Genomic DNA, 13,186 nt, shown 5'->3' on the forward strand with positions numbered 1-13,186 from the left:
GGGCCGATCATCTTTTTGGGAAGCGGGTCAGATTCCGCCGTACCAGTCGTAACCATTGTCTTCCCAGTAGCCGCCGCGACCGCCGCCGACATTGGCGAAGCCGTCGACCAGTTCGATCTTGTAGAGATATTTCGGCATCTTGTAGCCGAGCTGGCGCTCGACGCGGACGCGTAGTGGCGCGCCGTTCTCGACCGGCAAAGGTTTGCCGTTCAGGCCATAGGCCAGGATCGTCTGCGGGTGGCGGGCATCGATGAGGTCAATCGTGCCGTAGTATTTGATGTCGCCGGACAGGCTGCGGTCGATCGTGTCGAGGCAATGGAACATGACATAGCGCGCCTGCGGCTTGACCACGGCCTGGTCAAGCAGCAGCGACAGCGGCGTGCCGGTCCATTTGGCAATGCAACTCCAGCCCTCGACGCAGTCGTGGCGGGTGATCTGGGTGCGGCTTGGCATGTTCTGCAGCTGCTCGCGGGTCAGCGACAGCGGCTTTTCGACCAATCCGGAGACCTCCAGCCGCCAGTCGGCGAAATTGTTGGCGAGCAGGCCCTTGTAGGTGTCATCGTCGGGCGCGGTGACGCCATTCGGCCGCTGCGGCTGACGGATGTCGGCCTCGGTGAACTCCGGCGCCAGCGCGTCACGGCCGGCGAGCAGGCGTTGCGCACGATATGTCAGGCCATTGGCGTTTTCGAGGAAACTGCGCAGGCCGCTGCCGATGCTCAACTGGCTGTCGAAGGCGTCGCAGCCCGATACCATGATGCCGGAGGCGCCGAGGCTGGCTGCGGTCAGGAATTTCCTGCGGCTGATCTGGAACTTCGCCATGTCAGGCACTCCTCTCGGTCGTCTTGTCGTCATGCGCGGGAGGATCGGTGCGATACCAGCCGGTGATGATGGAGCGCAGTTCGTTGATCGGGCCGGCGGCCAGGATCATCAGGGTGTGGATGATGAAGAAGCCGACCAGCAGCAGCATGACGGTGAAATGGATGGTGCGCGCCGTCTGCCGGCCGCCGAGCAGATCGTTGAGGAAGGGCAGGACCGAATTCATACTGGGCGACATGGCTAGGCCGGTGATGATCATCAGCGGCAACAGCACGAACAGCACCCCGCCATAGGCCATCTTCTGCAGCGTGTTGTATTCGCGCGTGTGGTGGAATTTCAGCTTGGCGTGGTCGATGATGTCCCGCGGCAGCCGCTTGAGGTCGTCGAGGCGTGGCGCCAGATCGCGCCTGATATGGCCGTTGATCAGGCTGGCGACCAGCCAGACGATCAAGGTCGTCGTCAGGATCCAGGCGAAGAAGAAATGCACGACGCGGGCGGTGCCGAGATCATAGTAGGACGGGATGGTCACCCAGGACGGAAAACCGCGCGCCGTCTCGTTGCCGGCCGGACCCGACCAGCCAAGCACGCCCGTCGTGTCAAAGCGGTGCCCGAAGATTTCGGTGTAACCGCGCGGACCGGCGCTCGTGTTTTCGGCACCGATCTCGAAGATCGTGTTGTTGTAACCGAAACCGGATTGCTTACCGATGTAGAGCTGCGGCCGGGCGTTGAAGATCTGCAGGCCGGACAGCAGCATGAAGAACAGCGAGATGGCCCAGAGCCAATGCGTCAGCCGTGTCCAGCGCGACTGCCGGTAGATCAGCGTCTTGTCGTTCGAAGCGGGAACGCCCGGTCCAATTTCGGATTGGCTTCTGGCAACCGATTCCATCTTGTCTCGTCTCCCGGCCTCGCGGCGCGACCTGCGCGTTCATTGTCCTCCTGATACGTCGCGATCCAAACCGATGTTTCACCTGATCACGGATTTATTATGGACCGCCCAGGCTGACGGCGAGATTGACCGCGGCGGCGACGATGACCGTGTTGAAGAAGAACGACAGGATCGAATGGACGAGTACGACACAGCGCATATGCGTCGTCGAGATGTTGGTGTCAGCGGTCTGCGCCGTCATGCCGATCACCGTTGAGAAGTAGAGGAAATCCCAGCCCTCCGGCCGTTTGTCGCCTGGGAACAGCAATCCACCGATCGGGATTTTCCTCTTGGTCTCAGTGTCGACCGCATCGCCGTCCATCCAATAAACATGCGCATAGTGAAGTGCCGCCATGGCATGGATGGTGAACCAGCCGAGCGGGATCGACAGCAGCGCGAAGCCAAGTTCAACGGGATGGCCTCTGTCCTTCTGATTGATCAGCAGGAACAAGGAGATAAGGGCTACGCCGACGACGACAAGCGTCACCGCGAAGATGACCAGCACCGGCAGGTCGGTGGCGCGTGCATTCTTGCTCAGATACTTGCCGGTGAACGTGGGCATCTGGCTGACGACAAGAATGACGTAGGCGGCGAAAAATGCGTTGGCGCCGATCGAATAGGCGAGCGGAGCGTGCAGCAGCAACGCCACGAGGAGCGCAAGCGCACCGAAACACGCCGAGACTGCGAACAGCATGTGGCGCTGCATGGGGTTCTTGATCGGGGCTTCGGCGGCCATGGCGGTCTCCACCCTGGATGACGCTCGGTTTCTAGCTGGGTGTGGCGGATTTCAGCGCGCGCCGCAAGATGCGGTCGAGTTCGCCAAGGAACCGCGAGCGGTCCTGCGGTACGAAGCTGGCATTGTAGCCCTTGCTTTCGCCGGTCTCGCGCAAATGCTGCTTCAAGTCGCGCATCGCCACGGCCATGCCGATGGTTTCCGGCGTGAACGGGCGCCCGGTAGGCCCAAGCACATGCGCGCCGAGCGCCACCGCGCGGGCGGCAAGCGGAATGTCGGCGGTGATCACGATGTCGTTGGATTTTGCGTTCTCAACAATCCAGTCGTCGGCGGCGTCAGCGCCCTTGGAGACCACGACATTGCGGATCATCGGATCGCGCGATGGCCGCAAGCCGCCATTGGAGACGTAGGTGACGATGACGCCAAGGCGCTCGGCAACCTTTTCCACCTCGGCCTTGACCGGGCAGGCGTCGGCATCGACGTAGATGGCAGGTGCAGGCATTGTCTCTCCGAAACGGACAGGGGCCGGAAACGTGTCCGGCCCCTGCCTGAAATCCTACAGCGTTCAGGCCGGCAAAGCGCCGGACTTCTTCGCCGTCCAGGTGGCGATATAGTCCATCAGGCCGGGGTTGAGGCAATCATAGGGTTCGAGCCCGATTGTCTTCAGCTGCGCCCGGATGCCGTCCATGCGTTTCGGGTCGACGCCGGATTCGATGATCGACGAGACAAAGGCGGTGAAGCCGGGCGGTGACCAGCCATCCTCCAGGAAGCGTTCGGGGTGGATGAAGGACAAGCCCTTGAACGGATGGTCGCGCTCGACCGGGCCGTGCATGTGGACGCCGCAGCCGGTGCAGGCATGGCGCTGGATCAGCGCCGAGGGATCGACCACCTTGAGCTTGTCTCCATTCTCGGTGACGGTGACATCGCCGGTGCCGGCAACGGCAACCACCGAGAACACCGCGCCGTCCGGCTTCCAGCATTTGGTGCAGCCACAGGCGTGGTTATGGGCGATCTGGCCCTTGACCTTCACCTTCACCGGCTTGCTGGTGCAGGCGCAGACCAATGTGCCGCCGGCAAAGCTTGCGCTCTCCTTGGGCAAGCCATTGTCGATTTTCGGATGCAGTTTCTCCGCCATTCTTTTCTCCTCCCGTTTGTGAACCACAGAGGTCGCTGGCCGGTCGGTCGGCGGCTTGTGGCCTTGCTTCAGTAAACGACGACGCTTCGGATCGACTTGCCCTCATGCATGAGGTCGAACCCCTTGTTGATGTCCTCGAGCTTCAGCGTGTGGGTGATCATCGGATCGATCTGGATCTTGCCGTCCATGTACCAGTCGACGATTTTTGGCACATCGGTGCGGCCACGTGCGCCGCCGAAGGCGGTGCCCATCCAGGTCCGCCCGGTGACCAGCTGGAACGGCCTGGTCGAAATCTCCTGGCCAGCTCCGGCGACGCCGATGACGACCGACTTGCCCCAGCCGCGATGCGAGGCTTCCAGCGCCTGGCGCATCACCTTGGTGTTGCCGGTGCAGTCGAAGGTGTAGTCGGCGCCGCCGATCTGGTCGGCGCCGCGCTTGGTCATGTTGACGAGGTGAGGGACGATGTCGCCGTCGATCTCCTTCGGATTGACGAAATGCGTCATGCCGAACCGCTCGCCCCATTCCTTCTTGTCGTTGTTGAGGTCGACGCCGATGATCATGTCGGCGCCGGCAAGCTTCAGGCCCTGGATGACATTCAAGCCGATGCCGCCAAGGCCGAAGACCACGGCAGTTGCGCCTTGCTCGACCTTGGCGGTGTTGATGACAGCACCGATGCCGGTGGTGACGCCGCAGCCGATGTAGCAGATCTTGTCGAAGGGGGCGTCGGGATTGACCTTGGCCACCGCGATCTCGGGCAGCACGGTGAAGTTGGAGAAGGTCGAGCAGCCCATATAGTGGAAGATCTTGTCCTTGCCGATCGAGAAGCGCGACGAGCCGTCGGGCATCAGGCCCTGGCCCTGCGTAGTGCGGATGGCGGTACAGAGGTTGGTTTTTCTGGACAGGCAGGACGGGCACTGCCGGCATTCCGGCGTGTAGAGCGGGATGACATGGTCGCCCTTCTTGACCGAGGTGACGCCCTTGCCGACATCGACCACCACGCCGGCGCCTTCATGGCCGAGGATGGCCGGAAACAGGCCTTCGGGATCGGCGCCCGACAGGGTGAATTCGTCGGTGTGGCAGATACCGGTCGCCTTGATCTCGACCAGCACCTCGCCCTCGCGCGGACCGTCGAGGTCGACCTCCATGATCTCCAACGGCTTTCCGGCGGCGACAGCGACAGCGGCGCGGGTTTTCATCAGGCGTCCTCCAATGCGAATTTTTTTCCAAGGTTTCAGGTTTTATCGACACGATCAACTGGAAGCTGGTGCCGAGACTGGGCCACAGCGCAGAATTGGAATCGCAAATCGATTGAAAGGCAGTGATTTGCATGGTCGGCTTGACCCCGCAAGCACAGGCCATAAAAGGAACGACCGACCGGAGGGGAATGACCTCAGCATGTTCACGAAAATCCTGATCGCCAATCGTGGCGAGATCGCCTGCCGCGTCATCAAGACGGCGCGCAAGATGGGGATTGCCACGGTCGCCGTCTATTCCGATGCCGATCGCGATGCCGTGCATGTCGAGATGGCCGACGAGGCGGTGCATATCGGGCCTTCGCCCGCCGCGAAGAGCTATTTGCTGCCTGAAAAGATCATCGCCGCCTGCAAGGAAACCGGCGCGCAGGCCGTGCATCCCGGCTATGGCTTCCTCTCCGAGCGCGCCGCCTTCTGCGAAGCGCTGGAAGCGGAAGGCATCGTCTTCATCGGGCCGAAGCCCAAGGCGATCAAGGCGATGGGCGACAAGATCGAATCGAAGAAATTCGCCAACGCCGCCAAGGTTTCGACCGTGCCCGGCTGGCTCGGTGTCATCGAGAATGCCGACCATGCCGAAAAGATCGCCGGCGAGATCGGCTATCCCGTGATGATCAAGGCCTCGGCCGGTGGCGGCGGCAAGGGCATGCGCATCGCCTGGAACCAGTCGGAAGTGCGCGACGGCTTCGATCGGGCACGCTCCGAGGCCAAGAGCTCGTTCGGCGATGACCGCGTGTTCATCGAAAAATTCATCGTCGATCCGCGCCATATCGAGATCCAGGTGTTGGCCGACGCGCATGGCAATGCGCTCTATCTCGGCGAGCGCGAATGCTCGATCCAGCGCCGCAACCAGAAGGTGGCGGAAGAGGCGCCGTCGCCATTTCTCGATGCCAAGACGCGCAAGGCGATGGGCGAGCAGTCGGTGGCATTGGCCAGGGCCGTCGACTACCAGAGCGCCGGCACGGTCGAGTTCATCGTCGACAAGGACAAGAACTTCTATTTCCTTGAAATGAATACGCGATTGCAGGTCGAACATCCGGTGACCGAGCTCGTCACCGGCATCGATCTGGTCGAACAGATGATCCGCGTCGCCGCCGGCGAAAAGCTTGGCCTGAAGCAAGGCGACATCAAGCTGAATGGCTGGGCGGTGGAAAGCCGGCTCTATGCCGAGGACCCGTACCGCAATTTCCTGCCGTCGATCGGCCGGCTGACGCGCTACCGGCCGCCGGAGGAAGGGACATTCGGCGATGTCGTCATCCGCAACGACACCGGCGTCACCGAGGGCTCCGAGATTTCGATGTTCTACGACCCGATGCTGGCCAAGCTGTGCACCTGGGCGCCGACGCGCATCGAAGCGATCGATGCCATGTCGGAAGCGCTCGATAGTTTTGTCGTCGACGGTATCGAGCACAACATTCCGTTCCTGGCGGCGCTGATGCAGCATCCGCGTTGGCGGAAAGGACAGATATCGACGGCATTCATCGCCGAAGAGTATCCCGACGGCTTCGCGCCGATCGTACCCAACAGCGAGGAAAAGGCCGTGCTGGCGTCAATCGCCACAGCGGTGGAGCTGCTGCGCCGCGACCGGCTTGACCGGCTGGGTGGTAGGCTGGCGCCGCATTCGGGAGCGCTCAAGCGCGACTGGGTGGTGAAGATCGGCGAAGACTATCTCCAGGCGTCCATCCTCGAAGGCATGATTTCGATCCCGATGGAGATCGACCTGTCGATCGAGGGCGGCAAGGCGCTGACCGTCTCATCCGACTGGCGGCCGGGCGACCTGATCTGGCGCGGCACGGTCGGCAAGCGCAGGGTTGCGGCCCAGATCCGGCCAGTCGCCAATGGTCTTCGCATCGCCTGGAAAGGCATGTCGGTGACCGCGCGCGCCATGCTGCCGCGCACCGCCGAGTTGGAACGGCTGATGCCGGAGAAGGTGGCGCCGGATACGTCGAACCTGCTGCTCTGCCCGATGCCCGGCCTTGTCGTGTCGATCGCTGTTACCGAAGGTCAGGAGGTCAAGGCCGGCGAGACTTTGGCCGTGGTCGAAGCGATGAAGATGGAAAACGTGCTGCGGGCTGAGCGCGATCTTGTCGTCTCGAAGCTCAACGCCAAGCCCGGCGACAGTCTCGCGGTGGACGCGGTGATCATGGAATTCGCCTAGAGACTGTTTGGAAATTCTACTCTGGCGGCCATCTGATGGCGTTTTCTGCGCTTCCGGTGCTCACGGACCCAAATGTCCGCTGCGCTCCGGTTCTCGAAACCACCACCATATGACTCGCCAGAGCGAATTTCGAAACAATCTCTGGGTGGGTGAGCAGGCAATGGAAGCCTGTGGTCATCAGTCGTTTGTGCTGGACTGGTATCGCCCGGTCCCGGACAATACATTTCCATCGACTCAAAGCCCCGGGCAGCGCGAGAAACCATGGCGGATGACAGACTTCCACGCGATCCCCTGAAGCGCGAAGCAGCGATTGCTGCCGCGCGACCGGAGGTGCCGGCGCGGCCGTTCGTCCATCTGCGCGTGCATTCCGCCTATTCGCTGCTCGAGGGTGCGCTTCAGCTCGGCAAGGTTGTCGGCCACGCCGTGAAAGACGAAGCGCCGGCGATCGCCGTCACCGACACCAACAATCTGTTCGGCGCGTTGGAGTTTGCGCAGAAGGCGGTCAAGGACGGGATCCAGCCGATCATTGGCTGCCAGATCGCGCTCGCCTTTTCCGGCGAAAACAGCGACGGCCAGCGCGACCGCCGGCGGCAAGGCCCGGAGATGCGGCCGGTCGTCCTGCTCGCCGCGACGGAAGCCGGCTATTCCAATCTGGTTCGGCTTGTGAGCGGCGTCTACCTGGAAACACCGCCCGGTGAGGCGGTGCACCTGACCACCGAGACGCTGACTGGACAGAGCGATGGGCTGATCTGCCTCAGCGGCGGACCGCGCGGCCCGATCGGCAACGCCTTGAAGGAGGATCGCCGCGATCTGGCCGAGGTGCGGCTTTTGACGCTCAAGGCGCTGTTCGGCGACCGGCTTTATGTCGAACTGGACCGGGTCGCGGGCTACGACCGGGTCATCGAACATCAGACGATCGATCTCGCCTATGCGCACGAACTTCCGCTCGTTGCCACCAATGAGGCCTTTTTCTCCTCGCGCGACGATTATGAGGCGCATGACGCGCTGATCGCCATTGCCGAGGGCACCGTCGTTGCCGTCGATAACAGACGCCGGCTGTCGCCGGACAATTTCCTGCGCAGCCAGGCCGACATGGCAAAGCTGTTCGCCGACCTGCCGGAAGCGATCGACAACACGGTCGAGATCGCGCTGCGCTGCTCCTACTATCCTAAGACCCGCAGCCCGATCCTGCCGCGCTTCACCGGCGGCGATGCCTCCGACAAGGATGCGGCCGAAAAGGCCGAGGCCGCGGAACTCGCCCGACAGGCGCGCGAGGGGCTCGACGCGCGGCTCGCTTTGCACGGACCGACGCCGGGTTATACGATCGAGCAATATCGCGAGCGGCTCGAATTCGAGCTCGGCATCATCGAGAAGATGAAATTCCCCGGCTACTTCCTGATCGTTGCCGACTTCATCAAATGGGCCAAGGCGCAAGGCATTCCGGTCGGACCGGGCCGTGGTTCGGGCGCCGGATCGCTGGTCGCCTATTCGACGACCATCACCGACATCGATCCGCTTCGCTTCTCGCTGCTGTTCGAGCGCTTCCTCAACCCCGACCGCGTGTCGATGCCCGACTTCGACATCGACTTCTGCCAGGATCGCCGCGAAGAGGTGATCCGCTACGTCCAGCAGAAATACGGCCGCGACCAGGTTGGACAGATCATCACCTTCGGTACGCTGCAGGCGCGCGCCGTGCTGCGCGACGTCGGCCGTGTGCTGCAGATGCCCTATGGCCAGGTCGACAAGCTGTCGAAGATGGTGCCGCAGAATCCGGCCAATCCGGTCAAGCTGGCGGACGCCATCGCCAATGAGCCGCGCTTTGCCGAGGAGGCCGAGAAGGAGCCGATCATCCAGACGCTGCTCGACATGGCGCAGAAGCTGGAAGGTCTCTATCGCCACGCCTCGACACACGCCGCCGGCATCGTCATCGGCGACCGGCCTTTGTCGGAACTGGTGCCGATGTACCGCGATCCGCGCTCGGACATGCCGGTCACCCAGTTCAACATGAAATATGTCGAGCAGGCCGGGCTGGTAAAATTCGACTTCCTCGGCCTGAAGACGCTGACCGTGCTGGAGACGGCGGTGAAACTGATCCGCCGCCGCGGCATCGACATCGATCTGGCGACGATTCCGCTCGACGATCCCGACACCTATGCCATGCTGTCGCGCGGCGAAGTGGTCGGCGTGTTCCAGGTGGAAAGTGCCGGCATGCGCAAGGCGCTGATCGGCATGCGGCCAGACTGTATCGAGGACATCATCGCGCTGGTCGCGCTTTACCGGCCGGGCCCGATGGAGAACATCCCGACCTACAACGCCAGAAAGCATGGCGAAGAGGAGATGGCGTCGATCCACCCCAAGATCGACCATCTGGTGAAGGAGACGCAAGGCGTCATCGTCTATCAGGAACAGGTCATGCAGATCGCGCAGGAGCTGTCCGGCTATTCGCTCGGCGAAGCCGACCTTCTGCGCCGCGCCATGGGCAAGAAGATCCGCGCCGAGATGGACAAGCAGCGTGAGCGCTTCGTCACCGGCGCGGTGGAGCGCGGTGTCAGCAAGCCGCAAGCCGACTTCATTTTCGACCTGCTGGCCAAGTTCGCCGACTATGGTTTCAACAAATCGCATGCCGCCGCCTACGCAGTCGTCTCGTACCAGACCGCCTATCTCAAGGCGCATTATCCGGTCGAGTTCCTGGCGGCGTCGATGACGCTCGACATGGGCAACACCGACAAGCTGGCCGACTTCCGCCAGGATGCGCTGCGGCTTGGCATCGAGGTTCTGGCGCCGTCGGTGATGACGAGTTTTCGGCCTTTCGAGGTCGGCGAGAACCGCATCTATTATTCGATGGCCGCCCTCAAGGGCGTCGGCGACGCGGCGGTCGAGCACATCGTCGCCGTGCGTGGCGAAAAGCCGTTCAAGAATCTCGCCGATTTCTGCGAGCGGGTCGATCCCAAAATCGTCGGCAAACGCGTCTTCGAAAGCCTGATCATGGCCGGCGCGCTTGACTGTTTCGGTCACGACCGCGCCCAGATGTTGGCCGGCGTCGAACGGATGATGGGCCTGGCTTCACTCGCCCAGCAGAATGCCGTTTCCGGCCAGGCCGATATTTTCGGCGCCTCGCTCGGCGCTCAGTCGCAGGCGCTCAATCTGCCGGCGACGGATCCCTGGCTCGCCGCGGACCGGCTGCATCGCGAGTTCCAGGTTGTCGGCTTCTATCTCTCGGCTCACCCGCTCGACGAATACAAGGCGGCGCTGCAGAAGATGCGGGTGCAGAACTGGGCGGAGTTCTCGGCGGGCGTCAAGCGTGGCGCCACCGCCGGCCGCCTGGCCGGCACGGTGACCAGCAAGCAGGAGCGCAAGACGCGCACCGGCAACAAGATGGGCGTGGTGGCCTTTTCCGATACCTCCGGCCAGTACGAGGCCGTGCTGTTTTCAGAAGCGTTGGCCCAGTACCGTGACCTCCTGGAAGCCGGCCGCTCCGTCGTCATCACCGTCGCGGCGGAGGACAGGCCCGAGGGCGTCAATTTGCGGATCAACTCCGTGCAGTCGCTGGAAGACGAGGCAAGCCGCATCCAGAAGGCACTGCGCATTTTCGTCAGGAACGATGGGCCTGCCTCGATGATCCAGTCCCAGCTCACCCAGCGCGGCGAGAGCCAGGTGAGCATTATCGTTCTCAAGGAAGAGGCGCAGGGCGAAGTCGAGATCGCCTTGCAAGGCGGCTACCGCGTCTCGCCACAGATCGCCTCGGCGATGCGCGCGGTGCCCGGCGTGGTCGAAGTGGAATTGGTGTGACCGCGCCCCTTGGCACGCTTCGGCACCTGCCACCTATGTCATCGCGATCAGCATGAAGGCCGCGGACAAGCGCGCATCACAGGATCGTTCAGCGCTGGCGCGGCTGCGCCACAGGCTGCGAAAGCTCTATCATGGGCGCACGCCCGCCGCCTTCCGGTTTCAGGTGGTGGCAATCGTCATCGATCTGGCCATCATCGCCTTCTTCATCGCGACACCCGTCATCCAGCAATCGGCCTCGTTCCTGTGGCTGGACTATGCGGCGGTAGCCCTCGTCGGCGCCGATCTGATTGCCAGGTTGCTGGCCTCCAACGATATGCTGCGGCTGATGAAGCAGCCGACCTCCTGGGTGGATGTCTTCATCCTGCTGACACTGCTGATGCCGACGGCGCTCGCCAATCTCGGTTTTCTGCGCATCCTGCGGCTGTGGTCGTTGTCGCGCAGCGGTTCGATCTGGCGGCATTTCGAGATGCGTGGCCTGCGGCCCTGGCGCGAGGCGAGCCACGCGGTCATCAACCTGCTGACGTTTCTTTTCGTCATCACCGGCTTCGTCTACACTTTCTTCTTCCGTACCGGTGAAGGGCTCGAAAACTACATCGACGCGCTTTATTTCACCGTCGCCACGGTAACGACAACCGGCTTCGGCGACATCGTGCTGCCGGGCATAGCCGGCAAGCTGACCGCGATCGTCACCATGATCATCGGCATATCGCTGTTCGTCAGGCTGGCGCAGGCGATATTCCGGCCGGCCAAGGTGTTCTTTCCCTGTCCGCAATGCGGGCTGCAGCGGCATGAACCGGACGCGGTGCATTGCAAGGCCTGTGGGCATGTTCTCAACATACCCGACGAAGGTGACTAGGTGCATTGATATTCAGGTGATGCCGGCCTGCGAACGGCAGCTTCCTGCGCTTCCGGCCTTCGCCGGCCGAAGCACTCGTGAGTAGCGTGGCAACTAAGGCTACGGCCGGCGTAGGCCGGTACTCATATGTGGACGGCCCCCTGCTTGCAAGGCTCGGTTGGGATGGTTTGATCGGATCGCTTGCGCTCATATGTCCGGCCTTTTGCGCGCGGATTTGTGAGCGCTGGCCAAGATGGGCTTCACGGATAGCGAGTTCCAAACACGTACACGACATTGGCTGCCGGTGAGCACCTCGGAATGCCTCGCTTGTCCCGGTTCGACCGGTCACGCCATCTTCTCCTCTGCTTGCAAGTTCCGGCCTCGACGTCGAACGTGAACTCGACGCCGAACTCTGATCTCTTACGGCTGCACCGAGGTCGGATGGATGGCGCTGATAGGGCGATAATGCTCGCCGCTGACCATCAACCTCCAGGCGATCCGAGCGAGCTTGTTGGCCAGCGCCACCGCTGCCAGCTTGGGAGCTTTGCGCGCAATCAAGGCCCGTAACCAGGGCCAGACCCGTTTGCTGCCACGCCGCATGTGCTGGATGAGAGCGGTCGCGCCCGCCACCAGCACACTTCGCAGCATCTCGTCGCCGGCGCGGGTAATTACGCCGAGCCTGTTTCTACCTGCTGTTGAATGGTTCTTCGGCGTCAGTCCGAGCCAGGCGGCAAAGTCCCGTCCCGATCTGAAGCCATGCGCATCCGTAACCTTGATGGCCAGCAGCGTCGCTCCGACGGGACCAACCGCCGGTATGGCGGCCAACCGCTGGCTCACTTCGCTCTGTCTGTGAAGCGCAAGCAGCTTCTCATCGAGCGTGGCGACCTCGGCGCTGATATGCGCATAATCGCGCGCCAGCGTCTCGAACATGTCCCTGGCCGTGTCCGGGATCGTCACATCAGCGCGAATGTCAGCCAGCAGATCGCCGAGGCGGGAAAGCCCCTTGGGCGCGACAAGACCGAACTCCGCCGCAAAGCCTCGGATCGAATTGGCGAGCTGCGTGCGCCGGCCGATGAACCGCGCGCGCAGTTTCGCCAGCATTTGCGATCCCAACTGGTCGGCGCTCTTGATCGGAACAAAACGCATCTCTGGCCGGCTCATCGCCTCACAGATCGCCCCGGCGTCCGCCGCATCCGACTTGGAGCGCTTCACATAGGGCTTCACGTACTGCGGCGGCAGCAACACCACTTCATGGCCCAGCGCGCGCAATTCCCGCGCCCAGTAGTGCGCCGCGCCACAGGCCTCCATGCCAATTTTCAGTCCCGAAAGCTCGGCAAAGAAGGCAAGCACCTGATTGCGCCGCAGCTTCTTGCGCAACACCGGCTGTTCAGCTTCATTCACGCCATGCAACTGGAAAACGCTCTTTGACGTATCCATGCCAATGCGAATAAGTTTATCCACGGACGGTCTCCCTGGTTTGAGATCTGCAACGACCTCAATCTGGCACATCGCGATGCCGTCGGGGGCCGTCCACCCCAACACGTA

Annotated in this window: 10 protein-coding genes; 3 read left to right on the top strand and 7 right to left on the bottom strand. The window is 62.5% G+C overall.

Annotation, left to right across the window (positions count from 1 at the left end):
• Window positions 1-27: 27 nt before the first annotated feature.
• The 6 genes from AC0V7N_RS22470 to AC0V7N_RS22495 form a co-directional block, all read right to left on the bottom strand.
• Window positions 28-819, bottom strand: a complete 792-nt coding sequence (locus AC0V7N_RS22470; RefSeq protein WP_475450561.1) for a molybdopterin-binding protein — start codon at window positions 817-819, stop codon at window positions 28-30.
• 1 nt (window position 820) lies between these two features.
• The gene (locus AC0V7N_RS22475; RefSeq protein ID WP_496627267.1) at window positions 821-1,702 is read right to left on the bottom strand and encodes a cytochrome b/b6 domain-containing protein; all 882 of its coding nucleotides are present in this window, start codon (window positions 1,700-1,702) and stop codon (window positions 821-823) included.
• Window positions 1,703-1,799: 97 nt separating this feature from the next.
• Window positions 1,800-2,477, bottom strand: coding sequence for a DUF1345 domain-containing protein (locus AC0V7N_RS22480; protein ID WP_475450563.1), 678 nt, complete (start codon window positions 2,475-2,477; stop codon window positions 1,800-1,802).
• Between the two features lie 31 nt (window positions 2,478-2,508).
• Window positions 2,509-2,976: a YaiI/YqxD family protein gene (locus AC0V7N_RS22485; protein ID WP_475450564.1), complete on the bottom strand. Its 468-nt coding sequence runs from the start codon at window positions 2,974-2,976 to the stop codon at window positions 2,509-2,511.
• Between the two features lie 63 nt (window positions 2,977-3,039).
• On the bottom strand, window positions 3,040-3,609 hold the full coding sequence (gene gfa / locus AC0V7N_RS22490) for an S-(hydroxymethyl)glutathione synthase (protein ID WP_496627268.1): 570 nt from the start codon (window positions 3,607-3,609) through the stop codon (window positions 3,040-3,042).
• A 68-nt stretch (window positions 3,610-3,677) separates the two neighbouring features.
• Window positions 3,678-4,805, bottom strand: a complete 1,128-nt coding sequence (locus AC0V7N_RS22495; protein ID WP_475450565.1) for an S-(hydroxymethyl)glutathione dehydrogenase/class III alcohol dehydrogenase — start codon at window positions 4,803-4,805, stop codon at window positions 3,678-3,680.
• A 199-nt stretch (window positions 4,806-5,004) separates the two neighbouring features.
• Here AC0V7N_RS22495 and AC0V7N_RS22500 point away from each other — a divergent pair, with 199 nt between their 5' ends.
• The 3 genes from AC0V7N_RS22500 to AC0V7N_RS22510 all read left to right on the top strand — a co-directional run bounded on the left by AC0V7N_RS22500 (window position 5,005) and on the right by AC0V7N_RS22510 (window position 11,662).
• A complete protein-coding gene (locus AC0V7N_RS22500; protein WP_475450566.1) occupies window positions 5,005-7,017 on the top strand; it encodes an acetyl-CoA carboxylase biotin carboxylase subunit in 2,013 nt (670 codons plus the stop codon).
• A gap of 261 nt (window positions 7,018-7,278) precedes the next feature.
• Window positions 7,279-10,806, top strand: coding sequence for a DNA polymerase III subunit alpha (gene dnaE, locus AC0V7N_RS22505; protein WP_475450567.1), 3,528 nt, complete (start codon window positions 7,279-7,281; stop codon window positions 10,804-10,806).
• A 52-nt stretch (window positions 10,807-10,858) separates the two neighbouring features.
• Window positions 10,859-11,662 (top strand): ion channel, encoded by an 804-nt coding sequence (locus tag AC0V7N_RS22510; protein ID WP_475450568.1) that lies wholly within the window; start codon window positions 10,859-10,861, stop codon window positions 11,660-11,662.
• Between the two features lie 399 nt (window positions 11,663-12,061).
• Here the strand turns inward: AC0V7N_RS22510 and AC0V7N_RS22515 are convergent, their stop codons facing one another.
• The gene (locus tag AC0V7N_RS22515) at window positions 12,062-13,102 is read right to left on the bottom strand and encodes an IS110 family RNA-guided transposase (protein ID WP_475450569.1); all 1,041 of its coding nucleotides are present in this window, start codon (window positions 13,100-13,102) and stop codon (window positions 12,062-12,064) included.
• Window positions 13,103-13,186 lie beyond the last annotated feature (84 nt).

The organism is Mesorhizobium kamtschaticum (assembly GCF_056174585.1).

What these genes read in the sequence shown, in the direction of transcription:
- AC0V7N_RS22470 (WP_475450561.1), bottom strand. Translation starts at nt 819, where the DNA reads ATGGCGAAGTTCCAGATCAGCCGCAGGAAATTCCTGACCGCAGCCAGC.
- AC0V7N_RS22475 (WP_496627267.1), bottom strand. Translation starts at nt 1,702, where the DNA reads ATGGAATCGGTTGCCAGAAGCCAATCCGAAATTGGACCGGGCGTTCCC.
- AC0V7N_RS22480 (WP_475450563.1), bottom strand. Translation starts at nt 2,477, where the DNA reads ATGGCCGCCGAAGCCCCGATCAAGAACCCCATGCAGCGCCACATGCTG.
- AC0V7N_RS22485 (WP_475450564.1), bottom strand. Translation starts at nt 2,976, where the DNA reads ATGCCTGCACCTGCCATCTACGTCGATGCCGACGCCTGCCCGGTCAAG.
- gfa (WP_496627268.1), bottom strand. Translation starts at nt 3,609, where the DNA reads ATGGCGGAGAAACTGCATCCGAAAATCGACAATGGCTTGCCCAAGGAG.
- AC0V7N_RS22495 (WP_475450565.1), bottom strand. Translation starts at nt 4,805, where the DNA reads ATGAAAACCCGCGCCGCTGTCGCTGTCGCCGCCGGAAAGCCGTTGGAG.
- AC0V7N_RS22500 (WP_475450566.1), top strand. Translation starts at nt 5,005, where the DNA reads ATGTTCACGAAAATCCTGATCGCCAATCGTGGCGAGATCGCCTGCCGC.
- dnaE (WP_475450567.1), top strand. Translation starts at nt 7,279, where the DNA reads ATGGCGGATGACAGACTTCCACGCGATCCCCTGAAGCGCGAAGCAGCG.
- AC0V7N_RS22510 (WP_475450568.1), top strand. Translation starts at nt 10,859, where the DNA reads ATGAAGGCCGCGGACAAGCGCGCATCACAGGATCGTTCAGCGCTGGCG.